The organism is Ferrovum sp., from assembly GCF_027317285.1.
Classification (GTDB): domain Bacteria; phylum Pseudomonadota; class Gammaproteobacteria; order Burkholderiales; family Ferrovaceae; genus Ferrovum.
Window position 1 is genome coordinate 1 of record NZ_DAHVHV010000039.1, and the last position, 20,005, is coordinate 20,005.

General features: G+C 59.1%; 15 protein-coding genes. 13 read left to right on the plus strand and 2 right to left on the minus strand.

Annotation, left to right across the window (positions count from 1 at the left end):
- From M6F29_RS08735 to M6F29_RS08770, 8 genes are all read left to right on the plus strand, one after another.
- On the plus strand, window positions 1–360 hold a 360-nt coding region (locus tag M6F29_RS08735), incomplete at its 5' end, for a peroxiredoxin (protein WP_298158691.1).
- A gap of 27 nt (window positions 361–387) precedes the next feature.
- Window positions 388–1,785, plus strand: a complete 1,398-nt coding sequence (locus M6F29_RS08740; protein ID WP_298158693.1) for a PhoH family protein — start codon at window positions 388–390, stop codon at window positions 1,783–1,785.
- Window positions 1,786–1,798: 13 nt separating this feature from the next.
- Entirely contained in the window at window positions 1,799–3,103 is a 1,305-nt protein-coding gene (gene lplT, locus M6F29_RS08745) for a lysophospholipid transporter LplT (protein ID WP_298158696.1), read from the plus strand.
- A complete protein-coding gene (gene tsaB / locus M6F29_RS08750) occupies window positions 3,100–3,795 on the plus strand; it encodes a tRNA (adenosine(37)-N6)-threonylcarbamoyltransferase complex dimerization subunit type 1 TsaB (RefSeq protein WP_298158699.1) in 696 nt (231 codons plus the stop codon). The genes lplT and tsaB overlap by 4 nt, the downstream gene beginning before the upstream one ends.
- Window positions 3,792–4,247, plus strand: coding sequence for a ribosomal protein S18-alanine N-acetyltransferase (gene rimI / locus M6F29_RS08755; protein WP_297480724.1), 456 nt, complete (start codon window positions 3,792–3,794; stop codon window positions 4,245–4,247). The genes tsaB and rimI overlap by 4 nt, the downstream gene beginning before the upstream one ends.
- Window positions 4,248–4,264: 17 nt before the next feature.
- Window positions 4,265–4,978 carry a uracil-DNA glycosylase gene (locus M6F29_RS08760; protein WP_298158702.1) on the plus strand — a complete coding sequence of 238 codons (714 nt, stop codon included), beginning with the start codon at window positions 4,265–4,267 and terminating at the stop codon, window positions 4,976–4,978.
- A gap of 83 nt (window positions 4,979–5,061) precedes the next feature.
- Window positions 5,062–5,790: an osmolarity response regulator transcription factor OmpR gene (gene ompR, locus M6F29_RS08765; RefSeq protein ID WP_298158704.1), complete on the plus strand. Its 729-nt coding sequence runs from the start codon at window positions 5,062–5,064 to the stop codon at window positions 5,788–5,790.
- A complete protein-coding gene (locus M6F29_RS08770) occupies window positions 5,787–7,133 on the plus strand; it encodes an ATP-binding protein (RefSeq protein WP_298158707.1) in 1,347 nt (448 codons plus the stop codon). Before ompR ends, M6F29_RS08770 begins: the two co-directional genes overlap by 4 nt.
- 33 nt (window positions 7,134–7,166) lie before the next feature.
- On the opposite strand, the gene yoaA is transcribed toward M6F29_RS08770, so the two are convergent.
- A complete protein-coding gene (gene yoaA / locus M6F29_RS08775) occupies window positions 7,167–9,107 on the minus strand; it encodes a DNA repair helicase YoaA (RefSeq protein WP_298158710.1) in 1,941 nt (646 codons plus the stop codon).
- Between the two features lie 22 nt (window positions 9,108–9,129).
- Window positions 9,130–11,826, minus strand: coding sequence for a magnesium-translocating P-type ATPase (mgtA, locus tag M6F29_RS08780; protein WP_298158713.1), 2,697 nt, complete (start codon window positions 11,824–11,826; stop codon window positions 9,130–9,132).
- Between the two features lie 173 nt (window positions 11,827–11,999).
- On the opposite strand from mgtA, the gene M6F29_RS08785 reads away from it, so the two are divergent.
- The 5 genes from M6F29_RS08785 to M6F29_RS08805 all read left to right on the plus strand — a co-directional run.
- Window positions 12,000–12,158 (plus strand): hypothetical protein, encoded by a 159-nt coding sequence (locus M6F29_RS08785; protein ID WP_298158716.1) that lies wholly within the window; start codon window positions 12,000–12,002, stop codon window positions 12,156–12,158.
- A complete protein-coding gene (gene clpB / locus M6F29_RS08790; RefSeq protein ID WP_298158719.1) occupies window positions 12,148–14,727 on the plus strand; it encodes an ATP-dependent chaperone ClpB in 2,580 nt (859 codons plus the stop codon). Before M6F29_RS08785 ends, clpB begins: the two co-directional genes overlap by 11 nt.
- A 460-nt stretch (window positions 14,728–15,187) precedes the next feature.
- Entirely contained in the window at window positions 15,188–16,825 is a 1,638-nt protein-coding gene (locus tag M6F29_RS08795; RefSeq protein ID WP_298158722.1) for an NADH-quinone oxidoreductase subunit L, read from the plus strand.
- Between the two features lie 2 nt (window positions 16,826–16,827).
- Window positions 16,828–19,386 carry a YbcC family protein gene (locus M6F29_RS08800; protein ID WP_298158725.1) on the plus strand — a complete coding sequence of 853 codons (2,559 nt, stop codon included), beginning with the start codon at window positions 16,828–16,830 and terminating at the stop codon, window positions 19,384–19,386.
- 40 nt (window positions 19,387–19,426) lie between these two features.
- Window positions 19,427–20,005, plus strand: a 579-nt coding sequence (locus M6F29_RS08805) for a DUF6671 family protein (RefSeq protein WP_298158728.1), incomplete at its 3' end; no start/stop codon positions are given.

Sequence of the window (20,005 nt, forward strand, 5' to 3'; positions counted from 1 at the left end):
TACCCCAGAGACGATACCCCGGGATGTACCGACGAAGGGCTCCAGTTCACCCAGTTGTTCTCCGAGTTCGAGGCCCTGCGTTGCCCGGTCTGGGGCATTTCGCGGGACAGCCTGTCCAGCCACGAAAAATTCCGGGCCAAGATGGGTTTCCCCTTTCACCTCCTGAGCGATCCCGATGAACTGGCCTGTACCCTGTTTGGCGTCATGAAGATGAAGAACATGTATGGCAAGCAGGTTCGCGGCATCGAACGCAGTACCTTCCTGATCGATTCGGAAGGCCGTCTGGCGGAAGCCTGGCGCGGGGTCAAAGTTCCCGGCCACGCGCAACACGTCCTGGAAACCCTCCGCACACTGCCCTGACCACTTTCTCCCCGGAGTCCGCCCCCCATGGTTGCCCACCCAGCCCCCAAACTGTTCGTCCTCGATACCAATGTGTTGCTGCACGATCCCACCAGCCTCTTCCAATTTCAGGAACACGACGTGTTCCTGCCCATGATGACCATCGAGGAACTGGATCACAACAAGAAAGGCATGACCGAAGTGGCGCGGAATGCCCGGCAGGTCAGCCGTTTCCTCGATGAAATCATCACCCGCGCGGGCAAAACCGATATCAGCCAGGGCATTTCCCTTGCACGCGCCCAAAATCCCGGCCCGTCGGGTACCCTGTTCTTGCAGACCCTGAAGAAGGCTCAGCCCACCACCCTGCTGGCCGATGAAAAACCCGACAACCAGATCCTGGCCGTTGCCCTCGAACTCCAGCGCAGCCAACCCAAGCGCGCCGTCATCCTGGTCAGCAAGGACATCAACATGCGCATCAAGGCCCGCGCGCTGGGCGTCGATGCGGAGGATTACTTCAACGACAAAGTCCTGGAAGACACCGATCTGCTGTATACCGGCGTTCGTGAACTGCCGGACGATTTCTGGGAAACCCACGGCAAGGACATGCAATCCTGGCAGGAACAGGGGCGCACCCTGTACAAGGTGGAAGGCCCCCTGGTCCCCAGTTTCTACCTGAATGAATTCGTCTATCAGGAACAGGGGGAAAACCCCTTCTACGCTCGAGTCAAGGAACGGATCGGCTCCAGTGCCGTCCTCGAAGTGTTGCGCGACTACACCTCCCTGCGGCATAACACCTGGGGAATCGTGGCAGCCAACCGGGAACAGAATTTTGCCCTGAACCTGCTCATGAACCCCGACCTCGATTTCATCACCCTGCTTGGTCAGGCGGGGACGGGAAAAACCCTGCTGACCCTGGCTGCAGGGTTGATGCAAACCATCGAACACAAACTGTATTCAGAGATCATCATGACCCGGGTCACGGTTCCCGTGGGCGAAGACATCGGCTTCCTGCCCGGAACGGAAGAAGAGAAAATGACGCCCTGGATGGGTGCGCTGGAGGACAATCTGGACGTTCTCAACAAGGGGGACGAAGAGGCCGGAGACTGGGGACGGGCGGCCACGCGCGACCTGATTCGTTCGCGCATCAAGATCAAGTCCCTGAATTTCATGCGTGGGCGGACTTTTCTCAACAAGTATCTGATCATCGACGAAGCCCAGAACCTGACCCCCAAACAGATGAAAACCCTGATCACGCGCGCCGGTCCGGGAACCAAGGTGATCTGCCTGGGAAACATCGCCCAGATCGACACCCCCTACCTCACGGAAGGCAGTTCCGGACTCACCTACGTGGTGGACCGTTTCAAGGGTTGGGTACACAGCGGACACGTCACCCTGCAACGGGGAGAACGTTCCCGTCTCGCCGATTACGCAGCCGAAGTGCTTTAACTCCGGGCCGTTCATGGAGTTAGGGTTCTACATCATCCTGCTGGCGCAATTTCTTTCTGCGTTGGCCGACAATGCCTTGTTGTTTGCGGCCATCGCCCTGCTCAAAACGATCTCGGCCCCCCCCGAATACGTCCCTTTCCTGCAACAATTTTTTGTGCTGTCCTACATCTTCCTGGCCCCGTTCGTGGGCGCCTTTTCCGATGCCCTGCCCAAGGGACGCGTCATGTTCCTCAGCAACATCATCAAATTGCTGGGCTGTCTGGCCATGCTGGTGGGGGTCAACCCACTCTTTGCCTACGGCCTGGTGGGATTGGGGGCAGCAGCCTATTCGCCGGCCAAATACGGCATTCTGACGGAATGCCTCCCCACCGGAAAATTGGTGGTCGCCAATAGCTGGATGGAGGCCTTGACCGTCATCGCCATCATTTTCGGTGCCGTATTGGGCGGCTGGATACTCAAACCCAACCTGCCCCTCTACCAACTTTTTGTCGCCTTCAGCACCCCCTTGATCGGTCATACCCTGAATGCCCCGCGCTTTTCCATCCTCGTCATCCTGCTGCTCTACGTTGGCGCCGCCGTGGTGAATCTGTATATCCCGCACGTCCTGCCCGATCACGTCCCCCCGCGCAGGACCCCCTGGTTTCTGGTACAGGATTTCTGGCGCTCGTTTCTTCAACTGTGGCGGGATCCGCTGGGGCAGGTTTCCCTGGCGGTAACCACCATTTTCTGGGGGGTCGGTTCTTCTCTCCGTCTGATCGTACTGGTCTGGGCCACCCTCCAGTTGCATTTCAACCTGGAGCAGGCCACCCAACTCACCGCCGTTTCGGCCGTGGGAATCGCCCTGGGTTCCATCGCGGCAGCCCGGTGGGTACGCCTGGAAAGCGCCATCAAGGTGCTGCCGGTGGGCGTGGCCATGGGATTCGCCATCCTGGGCATGCTGGTGGTTCGGGACTGGGCCGTGGCCGTGGTCCTGCTGGTGGCGGCAGGCGCCATGGCCGGTTTTTTCGTGGTTCCGATGAATGCCCTCCTGCAACATCGCGGTCATCAGATCATGGGCGCAGGGCACAGCATCGCGGTTCAGAATTTCAATGAAAACATCAGCATTCTGGCCCTGCTCGGAATTTATGCCGGGGTCATCCGGGCCGACCTGCCCTTGCGTCACCTTTTTCAGGACCTGGGCTTCGAAACCCTGCGCGGACAGGCCCTGAGGCCGACGGAAGCGGCCTTTTACGTGAGTGTCCTGCTGCTGGCCATTTTCATCAGCAGCCTGATGTTCTGGCTTTATCGCCGTTATCGTCATGTGGAGTACGTGGATTGAACGCCGGCCCTCTCCTTGCCCTGGAATTTTCCACCGAGTGTGCGTCCGTCGCCCTGTGGCAGGAGGGACGGATCCTGGCCTCTCGGGAGGATGAGGGAGCCGCCCCTTCCGGGCGCGTCTGGTCCCTGCTGGACTCTGTCCTGGCCGAGGCCCGACGAACCTGGGACGATCTGGGAGGAATCGCCTATGGGGCAGGGCCGGGCGGTTTCACCGGGGTCCGGCTGGCCTGCGGCATCGCGCAAGGTCTGGGATTGGGCCTGGGGATTCCCCTTTTCCCCGTCTCCACGCTCGAATGCCTGACTGAAGTCGCCCCCCATCCCCGCATCGTCGTGGCGCTGGATGCGCGCATGAATCAGGTCTACCTCGCCGCCTATGAGCGTCAGGACTCAGGATGGCAGGAGTGCTTGCCACCCCGGTTGTGCAGTCCGGGCGATCTGTCCGGCCTACCCGACCTGCCTGCCGGAGACTGGTGGGGAGCGGGTTCCGGAGCGGTCGCCTGGAATACCCTGCTCACCTTACGCTGGGCATCCCAGTGGCAGGGCACGATCCCGGGACTCTCTCCGCACGCCACACATATCGCTGCCCTGGCAGGCCAGGCCAGGAAACGCACGACCGGGGTCAGTCCTGCCGCCGCCCAACCCATCTATCTGCGCCAGCGGGTTGCCCTGACCCGCGCAGAACGTGGGCTATGAACACCGTTTCCCTGCGTCCGCTCACCCTTCAGGATGTGGATGCGCTTTGTGCCATCGAAAAGCGGAATTTTTCCGCGCCCTGGACCGGACGTCAACTTCTGGAATCCTTGTCCCAGCACCAGGGCTTGGGCCTGGTGGCGCCCTCGGGAACGCTGTTCGGGTATACTTTTTTCATGGTTGTTTTTCAGGAAACCCATCTGCTCAACCTGGTCATCGACCAGCCCTGGCAACGCCAGGGCTGGGGGCGCGTGCTGCTCGATGAAGTCATCACCCAGGCCAGCGCACAGGGCGCGGAATGCCTGCTGCTCGAAGTACGCCCCTCCAACGAGGCCGCCCTGCATTTGTACCGCTCGGCCAACTTCCAGCTCATCGGAACCCGCCGGGGTTATTACGCGACCCCGACGGGGGATCGTGAAGACGCCCTCGTGCTGCAGCGCAGCCTGATGTCCTGAAACCGGATATCGTCGACATGCATGTACAGGAAGCCTACTGGAAAGAGTTGGGACTGTGGCCCCTCTGGGTTCCCCGGCAAAATCTGCCGCCCGCACCCCCCGAAGTGCTTTCCCCCTCCCGTGCGGACGGAAAAAATCAGGAAATTTCCGCGCCCCCGCCAGCGCTTCCCGACTTGCCGGTAACGGGCGATCTGCGCCAGCAGGTCGCTTCCTGCACCCGCTGCGCGCTACACGAACAACGCAAGCAGGCGGTTTTTGGACTGATTCACCCCGGCAGCCCCTGGATGTTCATCGGAGAAGGACCCGGCGCAGAAGAAGATGCGCGCGGGCTGCCCTTCGTCGGACCTGCCGGACGCCTGCTGGACGGCATGCTCACGGCCCTGGGACTGGAACGGGGCCCTCAGGTCTCCATTGCCAATGTGGTGAAATGCCGCCCTCCCCATAACCGCACCCCCAGCGACCATGAGTGTGCCACCTGCCTGCCCTTCCTCCGTCAGCAAATCGCACAGGTCCAACCGCGCATTCTGGTCCTGCTGGGCAAGGTTGCTGCCCGCACCCTGCTGGACACCTCTCTGCCCATGGCCCAACTGCGCTCCAGAACCCATCTCTTCGAAGGCATCCCCACCGTCGTCACCTGGCACCCTGCCTACCTCCTGCGCACCCCGGCAGAAAAGGCGGGAACCTGGGCGGACCTCTGTCGTGCGCGCCATCTGCTCACGAACCCCACCTGATCCGGACCTCCTTCCAACCGCGGAGACGAGTGGTTTACAAATCGATACAATTTTTTTTCCAGTTATTACACTATCATGCGCTCATGAATACTCCACGCCCCCGCATCATCGTCCTGGATGACGATCTTCGACTACGCGAATTACTTCAGCGTTACCTTTCTCAACAAGGCTTCAGTGTGACGGCCGTCCCCGACACCCTCGCACTCGATCAGGCTCTGGCAAAATCACCCCATGATCTGCTGGTCCTGGATCTGATGCTCCCCGGCGAGGATGGCTTGGCGCTGTGCCGCCGGCTGCGCGCCCAGAACAACCCCATTCCCATCATCATGCTGACAGCCAAGGGCAATGATTCAGATCGGATTCTGGGGCTCAACACGGGGGCCGATGACTATCTCTCCAAGCCCTTCAACCCCAAGGAGTTGCTGGCCCGGATTCAGGCCGTCCTGCGGCGCCAGTCCTGGGACACGCCCCTGGCCGACGACCATCATGTCCAGGATCTGGTGACGTTCGGGGAATTCAGTTTTCACCTGCTTCAGCGTACCCTGCACAAAAACGGGGAACTGGTTTCCCTCTCCAGCAGTGAATTTTCTCTCCTGCGGGCGCTGGTCACGCACCCCCACGAACCCCTCTCCCGGGAAAAACTCACGGATCTGGTGCGGGGCCGGGAACGGGAGGTGTTCGACCGCAGCATCGATGTCCAGATTTCGCGCCTGCGTCGCCTGCTCGAGGAAGACCCGGGACATCCCCGCCACATCCGTACCGTCTGGGGCATCGGATACGTCTTCGTCCCCGAGATCACCGCGCCGGAATGATCATTGCCCGATCGCTGCTGGGACGAACCCTTCTCGTCACGGTGCTGACGGTACTGGTGACCCACATCGCCACGCTCTTCGTATTCCAGCGCTTCTATGTCGCGCCTCTGCTGGAACATACCATCCAGGATCGGGCCAACCATATTTTTTCCCTGATCACGGCGCTGGAATATCTCTCTCCGCCCGCTCAATCGGCATTCATCCGGGAATTTGACGACAGCGAGGGCGGCGTGATTCAATCCACCGCCCCCGATCCCCTGAAGATTCACAGTCCCGCACCGTCCAGCCGGGTATTCCTGCTACAGCAGCGACTCCGTTCCCGTTATCCCACGACCCGCCTCTGGGTCACCACCCAGGGTCAGTTGCCTGCCGTCTGGATCCCTTTACATACCACCCACGGAGATTTCTGGTACATCACCCAGCGCCAGCGCTTCGATGCGGATTTCCCGGAAAAATGGGCCCTGTTGCTGGCCCTTGTAATCCTGCTTGGATTTTCCAGCGTGTACTGGGCGGTCTATCGCATCAACCGTCCCCTGCGGGATTTGACCCAGGCCGCCCATTGCATTGCAGCCGGGCAACCCAGCCTCCTGAAAATCACCCCGGACATTCCCAGTGAAATTCGCGAGGTCAGTGAAGCCTTCCACACCATGCAACATGCGCTCAAAACCCTGGAAACCAATCGAACCATCATGCTGGCGGGGGTTTCTCACGACCTGCGCACCCCCCTGTCACGACTGCGTCTGGCGCTGGAAATGCTCCAGTCACCTGCGCCCCCACCGCTCGACCCCCTGATTCAGGATCTGGAAGAAATCGACCGGATCATCGACCAGTTTCTGGATTTTGCCCGGGATCGTCCTCATTATCCCCTGCATCTCCGGGCCCTTGACCCCCTCGCCGTGGCCTGTCAGGAGCGCTTCGTCAGCCGGGGTGTTCCCGTCACTCTGGACATGAGCCCCAATCTGCCCCGGGTATGCTTCAATGAACTGGCCCTGGAACGGATCCTCAACAATCTGCTGGAAAACGCGGTTCGTTATGGCAAACCGCCCTTCCACCTGAGTCTGTATCAGGAGGGGAAATCCGTCTGTCTGGCCGTACGCGATCACGGCGAGGGGATTCCTGCCGATGAGATCCCTCACCTCCTCCAGCCGTTCACACGACGCGAAAGTTCGCGGGGAGGCCCGCCGGGATCCGGACTGGGACTGGCCATCGTGGCGCGCATCGTAAACCTGCACCACGGTACCCTGGAATTACGCAGCCCCCCGGAGGGCGGACTGGAAGTCGTGGTCCGCTTGCCCATCCCCGGGCAAACCGGCCCTGACGACCCCACCAACCGCACCGTGTGATCGACTGCCCGGAACGCGTCCAATCGCCCGAACTCAGGATTCTGGGGGAGCGGGACGCTGGAAGAAACGACAGGCCACGGCCAATTCCCTCGTCCGTGCCATGGGGGGCAAACTCTGCCAGATTTTTGTGCCGTAGGATTTTTCCAGGATACGGCGATCCCCGATCATCAAGACCCCGCGATCCTGTTCGTCGCGGATCAACCGTCCGGCTCCCTGCTTGAGTTGGAGGATGGCGCGGGGTAACTGATAGTCCATGAAGCCATTGCGACCTGCCCGGTTGATTTCCTCGATGCGCGCGGCCTCGACGGGATCGTCCGGGGGCGCAAAGGGCAATTTGTCGATCACCACCACGGAAAGGGCTTCGCCCTTGATATCCACGCCCTCCCAGAAGGAGGACGTTCCGAGCAGGACCGCATGTTTCGTGCGGCGGAAACGTTTGAGCAGATCACTTCGCGTACGCTGCCCCTGAACCAGCACCGGATAGGACCAATGCCCTTCCTGCTTCCAGACCTCCAGGATGCGCTGTGCTTCCTGCAGCGCCCGGTAGGTCGTAAAGAGCAGGAAAGCCCGTCCCTGGCTGGCCTCCAGCAGAGGGCGAGCCCGTTCCAGAAGGGTCCGGGTATGAGTCGGCTCCTGGGGCAAAGGCAGATCCTGCGGCACGTACAGCAGCGCCTGATGAAAATAGTCGAAGGGACTTTCCCAACTGAGGGCGCGGGCTCGCGGCAACCCCATGGCCTCCAGATAATGGGCAAAGTCTCCCTTCACCGACAGGGTGGCCGAAGTGAAGATCCAGGCCCGCTGGGTATCCTGCCAGTAAGGTCCGAGCAATTCCCCCAGGCCGAGGGGGGTGGCATTGAAATGGAGGGTTTGGGGGAAACATTCCACCCAGCGCACCTGTCCGGGCAACTCTGTTTCTTGCCAGCGCATGGCCAGATCACGGCACTCTTGCGCCTCCCTGGCCAGTTCCTGCAAGGCTTCGGCGCGCTCGCCGTGGGCGGTCAGGTGCGCCACGAACTGTTCCATCGCCTGCATGAAGTCTGCCCATGCCGCAGCAAACGCGGGTTCGCGGTGGACCTGATCCAGGGTCAGACGCCCTTCCCGCATCGTGAGGGAATGCCGCAAGGGGAGGATGCTTTTTTCCAGATGGCGGGCACTCTGGCTCAGTTCGTCCTGCTCGATGCCAAGGCCGGGCAAAAGGGCATGGAGAGTTTCCGTGAGTTCAACGACTTTGAACGTGGACAGGGATTGCCCGAAAAAATGGGTGGCGATGGCCGGTAACTGATGGGCCTCATCAAAGATCACGGCATCGGCCAGGGGCAGCAATTCCCCTGCCCCTTCGTCGCGCAATACCAGATCGGCAAAGAACAGATGGTGATTGATGACCACCAGATCTGCCTGAAGCGCCTGCTTGCGCGCAGCCAGCACGAAACAGTTGGCAAGGTGGGCGCATTCCTGTCCCAGACAGTTTTCCCGCGTGGAGGTTACCTTGCGCCAGATGGCCGACTGTTCCGGAACTTCCCCCAGTTCGGCAATATCCCCGCTGGTGGTTCGCTGAGCGAACGCCTGTACCAGGTGCAGATGGGCCACTTCCGCACGATCAAAAAGTACGCCCTGACGGAGCGTCTCCTCCAGGTGATGGGGGCAAAGATAGTTGGCCCGACCCTTGAGCAGGGCGACAGACACGGGGATTTTCAGCACGTCCCGCAGAGCCGGGATATCGCGCTGGAACAGTTGGTCCTGCAAGGTCTTAGAGGCGGTGGACAAGACCACCCGGGCCCCGGACAAAAGCGCGGGAACCAGGTAGGCGAAGGTCTTGCCGGTTCCTGTCCCGGCTTCCACGACCAGGGCCGAACGTTCCTCCAGCGCCTGCACCACGGCTTGTGCCATTTCCACCTGTGCCGGACGGAGTCGATAGGTCGCCACACCCTGAGCAAGAGGACCGCTGCTTGAAAATGCAGGTTCGATATCCAGCATGGGCGCGTTTCCCTTCCCCCTCTCAATTCAATCCGTAACGGCGGATGAACCACGTTTTGATGACGTGCGCCAGCGTCAGATACCCCAGCAATATGGCCACCAGATAAGGCCAGAAGCGAATGGGCAAGGGCGTGAACCCCAGAGCATGGGCAAAGGACGAATAGGGCAACCAGATGGCAACCGTGCAGATGGTCAGACTCGTCAGGGTCATGGGCAAACTGGCCCGACTCTGCAGAAAGGGAATCCGTCCCGTACGAATGATATGGATGATCAGGGTCTGGGACAGCAGGGATTCCACGAACCAGGCCGTCTGAAACATCGACTCGCCCGCCATCGTATTGGCCTTGAAGACATAATACATCAAGGCAAAGGTCAGATAGTCGAAAATGGAACTGATGGGCCCCATCATGAGCATGAAGCGCGTGATGTTGGCGATGTCCCAGCGTCGGGGTTGGGCAATGTATTCTTCATCCACATGGTCCGTGGGAATGGCCGTCTGGGAAAAATCATAGAGCAGGTTGTTGGTCAGCACCTGAATGGCCTGCATGGGCAGAAAGGGCAGCCAGGCGCTGGCACCCAGTACACTGAACATGTTGCCGAAGTTGGAACTGGCGCCCATCTTGATATATTTGACGATATTGCCAAAAACCTTGCGCCCTTCGATAACCCCTTCCTCGAGCACCATCAGACTTTTTTCCAGCAGGATGATATCGGCAGATTCCTTGGCGATATCCACGGCCGTATCCACCGAAATGCCGACATCGGCCGCCTTCAGGGCCGGACCATCGTTGATTCCGTCCCCCATGAAACCCACCACGTGACCGCGCAGATGCAATGCCTTGATGACCCGCGCCTTTTGCGCCGGGGACAATTTGGCAAACACCACGATGCGTTCTGCGGCTTCCGCCAATTCCTCATCCGAAAGGGTTTCCATGACGGAGCCCAGCAGGATCTCATCGACCTTGAGCCCCACTTCATGACAGACCTTGCGGGTGACCACGTCATTGTCCCCGGTCAGGATCTTGACTTGCACGCCATGCCGATGGAGCGCTGCGATGGCCTCCCGTGCGCTGTCCTTGGGCGGATCCAGGAAGGCGATGTAGCCCACCAGCACCAGATCGCTCTCGTCCTTCAACCCGTAGGCGCCCCCCCGGGAAGCCGTTTCCTTGTAGGCAATGGCGATGACCCGGAACCCGTCTTCATTGAGTTCCCGGGTCACCTGCAGAAGTTGTCCCAGATAGGAGGGTTCGAGAGCCTCCACGCACCCGTTGACCTCGGCATGGGTGCAACAGGAAAAGACTTCTTCCACCGCACCCTTGCAGATCAGAAGGTGGCGACCCTTGCCTTCCACCACCACGGACATGCGGCGACGCTGGAAGTCAAAAGGGATTTCATCGATCTTGCGGTACTGCACCCCGGCCTTGATTCGTTCCGTCAGTCCGGCGTATTCCAGGACCGCCACATCCAGAAGGTTCTTGAGTCCGGACTGGTGATAACTGTTGAGATAGGCGTATTCCAGTACGTCCTCATTCTCATGACCGTAGATATCCACGTGTTTTTCAAGAATGATCTTGTCCTGGGTAAGCGTTCCGGTCTTGTCCGTGCACAGCACGTCCATGGCCCCGAAATTCTGGATGGAATTGAGGCGCTTGACGATCACCTTCTTGCGCGACATGGCCAGGGCGCCCTTGCCCAGATTGACCGTGACGATCATGGGCAACATTTCCGGTGTCAGGCCCACCGCAACCGCCATGGCAAACAGGAAGGCCTCCATCCAGTCGCCCTTGGTAAACCCGTTGATCAGGAAGACCAGCGGCGTCATGACGAAAATGAAACGGATCATGAGCCAGGTGAACTGGCGGATGCCCCGGTCGAAACTGGTCAGGTTCTGTTCGCCCGTGACCAACTGGGCCAGACGCCCGAAGTAGGTCAGCGCGCCAGTATGCACGATCACTGCCGTCGCGGTGCCGCTGACCACATTGGTCCCCATGAAGCAGACATTGTTGAGTTGGAGGGGGGCATGTGTCGCATCGGTTTCGGCTGCAAAAAACTTTTCCACAGGCAAGGCTTCACCCGTCAGGGAGGACTGATTGATGAACAAATCCTTGGCCGTCAGCAGCCGTACATCGGCCGGGATCATATCCCCGGCCGAGAGTTGAATCACATCTCCAGGCACCAGTTCCTCGATGGGGACCTCGCGCCGCTGGGGACCATGGGGATGCAGATGAATGTTGAAATGACGATTGACCTCGTCGGGAACCCCGCTCCGTCGATCCTTGCGCAATACCGTCGCGGTGGTGCTCACCATTTCGCGCAACCGCTCGGCGGCATTGGTGGACCGGTACTCCTGCACGAACGTCAGGGTAATGCTGATGACCACCATCAGGGCAATGATGGTGGCCGCCTCCCGGTCCCCCAGATAAAGGGACAGGGCTGCCAGGGCAATCAGCAACAGGTTGAGCGGATTTTTGAAATAGGAAAAAATTTGCCGGAGTGGGCTCACCCGAGCCTCTTGGGCCACGGTGTTGGTGCCATACACGCCCAGGCGGTCTTCCGCTTCCCGGTCGAGCAAGCCTTCGAGGGAACTGTCCAGTCGGCGCAGGGCCAACTCGGGCTCGCAGCGGGAAACCTCCAGCAACAAACCCGTCTCGACCGGGCCTGGGGGGGCGGGGGAACGAACTAAAGCGTTCCGTCTGAAAATGCTAAGAAAATCTGCCATAAAACCTCCTGACCGGTCATCCCGGTATTCAGTCATGGTCAGATTAAGAGATTATGACGGGAACCCTTGGGAAAACCGTTGTTCATTCAACGGGCGTAAACTGGAACACTCCAAGATGGGACTCCAACGTCATGCGAAGTCGCGATTCTCTGACAAAACAGGGGAGGCTGTCAATGGCACTTACGATTTTTCTCCGCACCCGCCTGCCTGCGCAACGGGACCTGTCGCGCACGGACGCCAAATGTCCGCCGCATCACCTTGATATTCCTCCTCCTGTGCCCCATGTACGGCTCAGGACCCACAATGATTCAGGAGCGCACCATGCGATTTGACAAACTGACCACCAAATTTCAGGAAGCCTTTGCCGATGCGCAGAGTTTGGCGCTGCGTCATGACCATGCCAACATCGAGCCGGTACATCTGTTGCAGGCCCTTCTGGACCAACAGGATGGAACCACGGCCGCATTGCTGGCCCGTGCCGATATTCAGGTACAACCTCTGAAACAGGGGCTGACCCCCTTGCTGGAGCGGGTCGCCCGTCTTCCCACCCCGAGCGGAGAGGTCAGCGTCTCCCGCGATCTCAATGCCCTGCTCAATCTGACGGAACGGGAAGCCCAGAAACGCCAGGATCCTTTCATCGCCTCCGAACTTTTTCTGCTGGCCCTGTGCGACGACAAGGGCGAGGTGGGACGCCTGTTCCGCCAGCATGGCGCTCAGCGCCCCCGTCTGGAAAAGGCGATCGAAGCCCTGCGCGGCGGGGCCGGGGTCACCAGCCAGGACAGCGAAGGAACGCGCGAAGCGCTCAAGAAATACACCCTGGATCTCACCGAACGGGCCCGGCTTGGCAAACTGGACCCGGTCATCGGACGGGATGATGAAATCCGCCGGGTCATCCAGATCCTGCAACGCCGCACCAAGAACAACCCGGTGTTGATCGGTGAACCCGGCGTCGGCAAAACTGCCATCGTCGAAGGACTGGCCCAGCGGATCGTCAACGACGAGGTGCCCGACAGTCTGCGCCACAAGAGCGTACTGGCTCTGGACATGGCGGCCCTGCTGGCCGGCGCCAAATATCGGGGCGAATTCGAGGAACGCCTCAAGGCCGTGCTCAAGGAGTTGGCCCAGGACGAGGGGCAGACCATCGTCTTCATCGATGAACTTCATACCATGGTGGGGGCAGGCAAGGCAGAGGGGGCCATGGATGCGGGCAACATGCTCAAGCCAGCCCTGGCGCGCGGAGAGTTGCACTGCGTGGGGGCCACGACTCTGGACGAATACCGCAAATACGTGGAAAAGGATGCCGCCCTTGAACGACGTTTCCAGAAGGTGCTGGTGGGCGAACCCACGGTGGAGGATACCATTGCCATTCTGCGCGGCCTGCAGGAAAAGTACGAACTCCATCATGGCGTGGACATCACGGACCCGGCCATCGTGGCGGCGGCCGAATTGTCCCAGCGCTACATCACCGACCGCTTCCTGCCCGACAAGGCCATCGATCTGATCGATGAAGCGGCGGCACGGCTCAAGATGGAAATCGATTCCAAGCCCGAAGCCATGGACAAATTGTTTCGGCGTCTGATCCAACTCAAGATCGAACGCGAGGCGGTACGGCGCGAGACGGACGAGGCATCCCAGAAACGCCTGGCCTTGCTGGAAGAGGAAATTCACAAACTGGAACAGGAATACGCGGATCTGGAAGAAGTCTGGAAGGCTGAAAAGGCCCAGGTACAGGGTTCCCAGCACGTCAAGGAAGCCCTTGACCGGGCTCGTGCGGAAATGGAAACTGCCCAGCGTCAGGGCGACTTGCAGAAAGCATCGGAACTCAAATACGCACGAATTCCCCAACTGGAAGCCCAGTTACGTCAAACCACCGAAACCAGCGGCAAGCCCCAACCCCTCCGATTGTTGCGCACCCAGGTGGGCGCGGAGGAAATTGCCGAAGTGGTGTCGCGCGCCACGGGCATTCCGGTGTCCAAAATGATGCAGGGAGAACGGGAAAAGTTGCTGCACATGGAAGATTACCTGCATCAGCGCGTGGTCGGGCAGGACGAAGCCGTGCGCCTGGTCTCCGACGCCATTCGGCGCTCCCGTTCCGGTCTGTCAGACCCCAACCGGCCCTATGGTTCCTTCCTGTTTCTGGGCCCCACGGGAGTGGGAAAAACCGAGTTATGCAAAACCCTGGCCAACTTCCTATTCGACTCGGAGGACCACCTGATTCGCATCGACATGTCGGAATACATGGAAAAACATTCCGTTGCCCGGCTCCTCGGTGCCCCACCCGGCTACGTGGGCTTTGAAGAAGGCGGCTATTTGACAGAGGCGGTGCGGCGCAAACCTTATGCCGTCATCCTGCTGGATGAAGTGGAGAAAGCGCACCCCGACGTCTTCAATGTCCTGCTCCAGGTCCTGGATGATGGACGCATGACCGATGGACAGGGACGGACGGTGGATTTCCGCAACACGGTCGTGGTCATGACTTCCAATCTGGGCTCGCAAATGATCCAGCAAATGGCCGAAGACGATCAAGCCGTGATCAAATTGGCGGTCATGGCCGAAGTCAAGACCCATTTCCGCCCCGAGTTCGTCAATCGCATCGACGAAATCGTGGTCTTCCATGCCCTGGGAGAGGCCCAGGTCCGTTCCATCGCCCGTATCCAGATGGCTCAATTGATCCGTCGACTGGAAAAAATGGAACTGACTCTGGAAGTGAGCGATACCGCTCTCGATCAACTGGCCGCCGTGGGTTTCGACCCGGTTTATGGGGCCCGCCCCCTCAAACGGGCAATTCAGAGCGAACTGGAGAATCCTCTGGCCCGTCGCATCCTGGAAGGCGCCTTCCTGCCCGGCAGCACGATCCGGGCAGACTGGAAAGGAGGGCAGTTCCTGTTCAAAACCGCTTGAAACCAAAGCGCTGAAAACTATTCGCTCCAGCGGGAACATCCTGCGTCGTTCCCGTTCGGGCCAAGAATGATCGCAGGCATCCCCCCAACCGAAGGCCGGGGGGATGCCTGCGGCGCCCTTGTGTTTGATCCCCGTTTCACATTGAACCCCCATCCAGATCAGACCTCAATGCATCAAGTTTAGGGATGCATTCGACTTCACTCGCCGTTGAACGGCGCTACCAGACAAGCAATCCAGATCGACCATTTTTTCAAAATCATAAAATTTTTCAGCAGATTGCCAAATACACCCCATTGGCACAGGATCGCTTTACAGTAAATTAATATAAAAGATAATAATAAATACAATTAACTTTTATTAATTGAATGGTTTGACCATAATGAAATCTAGACATCGCTCATTGTGCGCGTCGACGAATCCCATTGAGAGGATCTCAGCCATGTTATACACGGAGATTGTCATGCTTGAACCATCAAACCTGAATTTCATTATCCTTGCGCTCATCTCTGCGGTACCGCTGCTGCTCTGGGTAATGGGAATTTTCGGGAGCGTCCTGACTGGCGAACATGCCCGACTTGTGGCCCGTCTGAGTAACGGCATCTCAGGAACGTCCTTTATCTGTTCAGCCCTTGCCGCACTGCTGTACGCGACCGATGGAAAATCCCTGACAGTAACCCCATTCTCCCTTGCATTGCCCGGAGACATGGGGGCATTGGCCCTGAGCCTCTATATCAATGCAGTCACGGTAGTAATGCTCTCGCTGGTCTCCTTCATCGGGTTCGTGGTCTCCCGCTACGCGCGCAACTATCTCCAGGGTGAAAAACATCAGGGGCGGTTTTATACCTGGCTCAATCTCACGACCGCTTCCATCCTGACCTTGATCGTTTCCGGCAACATGCTGATGTTCGTCTGTGTATGGATGGCCACCAGCCTCTGCCTGCATCACCTCCTGATGTTCTATCCGGAACGGTCAGGGGCCGTACTCGCAGCGCGCAAAAAAATCATTATCAGCCGGGTGGGCGAGATCAGCCTGCTGGTCGCCGTAATGCTCATCGGTTCTACCCTGCACACCATGGAGTTTGAGGGGGTTTTTCATACCATGGCAGCAATGACCGGGCCGCTTCCGGTCGCACTCCAATGGGCCAGCGGGCTCATTGTACTGGCCGCAGCGCTTAAAACGGCCCAATTTCCTCTGCAGGGCTGGCTGATTCAGGTGATGGAGGCCCCTACCCCTGTGTCGGCCCTGTTGCATGCGGGTATTGTCAACGGAGGCGCATTCCTGATCATTCGCATGAGCCCGGTCATGTCACAGGCCACCACGGCCTCCAACGTTCTGGCCATGATCGGACTCATGACGATCGCCACCGCCGGTTTGATCATGCTGACCCAAACCAGCATCAAGGTATTTCTGGCCTGGACGACCACTGCCCAGATGGGCTTCATGCTACTGGAATGTGGTCTTGGGTTGTACAGTCTGGCGATGCTGCATCTGGTGACGCACTCCTTGTACAAGGCGCATGCCTTTTTATCCTCGGGTAGCGGCGTGGATATTTTTCGTGCGCCAGCCGTGCGCCCCGCCCAATCCACGCCAACCTTCGGGCAATGGCTCATCGTACTCGCCTTCGCGGGCCTGATGACCTTCGGGATCGGAGCCGCCTTTGGCGTTGCCCCGAAAAGTCAGCCTGCCCTCCTGGCATTGGGCGCCGTCGTCGCGGTGGCAGTGACTCAACTTCTGCTCCAGTCTTTCAAGGCAGGCATGGGGGCTGCATTCGTCCTGCGTACAGCCGGCCTCAGCGCTGTGGTCTGTACTGCCTATTTCAGTCTTCATACCGCATTCCATTTCATGCTGGCGACGAGCCTTCCGGCTGCACAAATGGCCAACAGTCCGACTCAACTCGCCCTTATCGGGCTGGTAATGGTCACCTTCTTCGCCATCCTCCTGATCCAGCAGAACCTGCCAAACCTGGTCCAATACCCGATCGTGCGTAGAGCCTATGTGCACCTCTATAACGGACTGTATGTCGACATCCCGTTTTCGCGACTATTGCAGCGATTTTGGCCAGGCCAACCTGCGCCTGGGCAACCTAAAGGAGTCTGATCATGAGCCGCACGACACACCTCTCTTCCAAACCATCTGTCAGCGGTCTCGGTTCAACCGCCAATGCTGCCTATGACGCCGCTGCGCTTAAAACCATGGTGGAATCGACATGCCAGCGAATCGTACCCCTCTGGCCACTCAACGCCTTCGTCGCGGTCAACCCTTATTTTGGCCTGCGCCACCAGGATTTTGAACATGCCAGCGAAACCCTGGCCAGAGTGGCAGGTTCGCCACTGGTCATGCCGCGATCTTACTATCGGGAGCAAATCTCGACGGGACGCATTGCGCGCGCCGACCTGGAACAGTCGCAACGGCAACATGGCCTCGTGCTCGACGCCGCCGCCTTGGAAAAAGCCATCGCCAGCGATTCCTCCCCTTCCACGGACCCAATCGCCCTGGTTTCGAGCGTCCTCGAAGATCTGGACGGTACTCCATGGAGCGGATTTGTCATAGAACGAATCAGTCAGTTCTCTGCCGCTTATTTCGATCGAGGCCAGGCCATCTGGCCGATGCCCTGGCGAAAGGAATCCCTCTACGAAGCATGGCGCCATTTTTCGGAAATCGACCTGAGCCCGGGGATGATGGGCTTGCGGGATGTCAGGCAGGCAGTCGCCGCGTTACCCCATCTGCCGATGGACACGATTGCCTTGGCTCTGCGGAAACTCGCCATTCCCGCCGATCGGGTGGAAGATTATCTCCATGCCGCCTTGTTGAATATCGGCGGCTGGGCAGCCTGGACACGTTACCTCCGCTGGGAACAGGAATTGGTAGGCGGACAGGAGGATTCCATCGTCGATCTATTGGCCATCCGGCTTGCCTGGGAACTGATCCTGTTCACTGCGCGGCAGGCTTCAGAGTTGGGGGATGCATGGCGGCAGGCAGTGCAAGCCCCTGCACACCGCATGCAGGCTCATGCGCAAATGGACTTTGTGCTGCAAACGGCTTTTGAACTCGGTTACCAGAAAAAGATCATTGCGGAACTTGCCAATCCTGCCCGGCAGGCGGCGCTGAAACCCGCCCCTGTCCGCCCCCCCGTGCAAGCCGCGTTCTGCATCGATGTGCGCTCAGAAGTGTTTCGCAGGGCATTGGAAACAGTTGCCCCCGCCGTGCAAACCGTGGGATTTGCCGGGTTCTTTGGCGCTTTCATGGAATACGTGCCCCTGGGAGCCTCTGATGCACGGATGCACATGCCTGTATTGCTGACGCCCGGCTACCGGGTCCACGAACAACTTCGTGATGGCAGCAAGCAGGAAATGGAGGAAGCCATCAACCAGCGCCGCCAATCTCTTCATGGTTCAAATACCTGGAAGGCCTTCAAGAGTTCGCCCTCCTCCTGTTTTTCATTCGTGGAATCGGCGGGTCTGCTTTATGGCCCCAAATTGCTCGGCGACAGTTTCGGATGGAGCCGTACCGTGCCTCACCCGGAAACCAAGGGAATCACGCCCGAACTGCGGGACCGTCTTGCACCAACCCTGGCTGCAGTCTCCCATGGCCACGAGATAACCCAAACCCGACAGAAATCGGCCCCGACAGTCGGCATCCCCGTGGAAAATCGCGCCGCCTCGGCGGAAATGATTTTAAAGGCCATGTCGATGACCAGCAATTTTGCGCGCCTGATTTTACTGATCGGGCACGGAAGCAGCACAGTCAACAACCCCCACGCTACCGGACTCGATTGCGGGGCCTGTGCAGGTCAAACCGGTGAAGCCAGCGCCCGGGTCATTGCAGCTTTGTTGAATGATTCCAAAGTGCGCGAAAAACTTGCGCAAAAAGGCATTCATATTCCGACGGATTCCCGGTTTGTGCCGGCCTTGCATGATACGACACTCGACGAAATCACCTTGTTCGATATCGACGAATTGGCATCGACTCATGCGCCCGACCTGAAGCAGTTACGCAAGTGGCTGATCCAGGCTGGGCGACTGGCCCGCATGGAACGTTCCAATCTGCTCGGCATCTCGAATCTGGCACCCGAGATTGTCGATGCCCTGATTCAGGAACGCAGCCGGGACTGGTCGCAGGTTTTTCCGGAATGGGGCCTTGCCGGGAATGCCGCATTTATTGCCGCCCCCCGCTCCAGGACCACGGGCATCGACCTTTCCGGAAGAGCATTTTTGCATGACTATGAATGGCGCAAGGATGAAGGCTTCGGGGTTCTGGAACTCATCATGACCGCACCGATGGTGGTCGCCAACTGGATCAACATGCAGTATTACGGGTCCGTGGTTGACAACCAGAGATTCGGAAGCGGCAATAAGGTACTGCACAACATCGTGGCTGGATCCATCGGCGTATTCGAGGGGAATGGGGGCGACTTGCGCATCGGTCTCCCGTTGCAGTCACTCCATGATGGAAACCGTTGGGTGCATGAACCCTTGCGATTGAACGTATTTCTCGAAGCGCCAAGACAGGAGATCGATCGGATCATCGCCAAACACGAACTCGTGCGCGAACTCGTCGAAAACCGATGGCTCTTCCTTTTCCAAATCGACGACGAGCACGAGAGCATCCACCAGCGCCATACGGACGGGCAATGGCAACAAATGTCACCCGCTTGCTGAGGACCGGGGCCAGCTGCTCGGCATGTGACATGTGAACGTCATGAAGTCGGGAAAATCCGTCTACGACGGCTCAACCGTGGCACTGCTCACCCAGCATGGCAAGGAGCGGGTGATCGCGCCGATATTGAATGCCGCTCTGGGTTGTCGGATCGAGCGGGTGGGTGGCTTCGATACCGATACGCTGGGCACCTTCACCCGCGAGATCCCGCGTCCAGGCACCCAGTTGGAGGCAGCGCGACGGAAGGCGCGCATCGGCATGGAATTGTCGGGCCTGCCGCTGGGGCTGGCGAGCGAGGGGAGTTTCGGGCCAGATCCCTTCGCCGGACTATTCTCCTGGAACCTGGAAATGATCCTCTGGATCGATGATACGCTGGGCATCGAAGTGGTCGGTTCGGCCTCGGGGGCGACCAATTTTTCCCATCTGCTCGCTGCCGAATGGGAGGAGGTCGAACGGTTCGGCCGTCAGGCCGGATTCCCCGAACATCGTCTGGTGGTACGCCCGCAAGGGGAGGAAGATCCGCGCTGCCGCAAGGATATCACCACTTGGGCGGAACTCGAGGCCGTCTTTTTCCGAGCGCTCGCAGAATCAACCAATGGACGGGCATTCATCGAAACCGAT

What these genes read in the sequence shown, in the direction of transcription:
- M6F29_RS08740 (WP_298158693.1), top strand. Translation starts at nt 388, where the DNA reads ATGGTTGCCCACCCAGCCCCCAAACTGTTCGTCCTCGATACCAATGTG.
- lplT (WP_298158696.1), top strand. Translation starts at nt 1,799, where the DNA reads ATGGAGTTAGGGTTCTACATCATCCTGCTGGCGCAATTTCTTTCTGCG.
- rimI (WP_297480724.1), top strand. Translation starts at nt 3,792, where the DNA reads ATGAACACCGTTTCCCTGCGTCCGCTCACCCTTCAGGATGTGGATGCG.
- M6F29_RS08760 (WP_298158702.1), top strand. Translation starts at nt 4,265, where the DNA reads ATGCATGTACAGGAAGCCTACTGGAAAGAGTTGGGACTGTGGCCCCTC.
- ompR (WP_298158704.1), top strand. Translation starts at nt 5,062, where the DNA reads ATGAATACTCCACGCCCCCGCATCATCGTCCTGGATGACGATCTTCGA.
- M6F29_RS08770 (WP_298158707.1), top strand. Translation starts at nt 5,787, where the DNA reads ATGATCATTGCCCGATCGCTGCTGGGACGAACCCTTCTCGTCACGGTG.
- yoaA (WP_298158710.1), bottom strand. Translation starts at nt 9,107, where the DNA reads ATGCTGGATATCGAACCTGCATTTTCAAGCAGCGGTCCTCTTGCTCAG.
- mgtA (WP_298158713.1), bottom strand. Translation starts at nt 11,826, where the DNA reads ATGGCAGATTTTCTTAGCATTTTCAGACGGAACGCTTTAGTTCGTTCC.
- M6F29_RS08785 (WP_298158716.1), top strand. Translation starts at nt 12,000, where the DNA reads ATGGCACTTACGATTTTTCTCCGCACCCGCCTGCCTGCGCAACGGGAC.
- clpB (WP_298158719.1), top strand. Translation starts at nt 12,148, where the DNA reads ATGCGATTTGACAAACTGACCACCAAATTTCAGGAAGCCTTTGCCGAT.
- M6F29_RS08795 (WP_298158722.1), top strand. Translation starts at nt 15,188, where the DNA reads ATGCTTGAACCATCAAACCTGAATTTCATTATCCTTGCGCTCATCTCT.
- M6F29_RS08800 (WP_298158725.1), top strand. Translation starts at nt 16,828, where the DNA reads ATGAGCCGCACGACACACCTCTCTTCCAAACCATCTGTCAGCGGTCTC.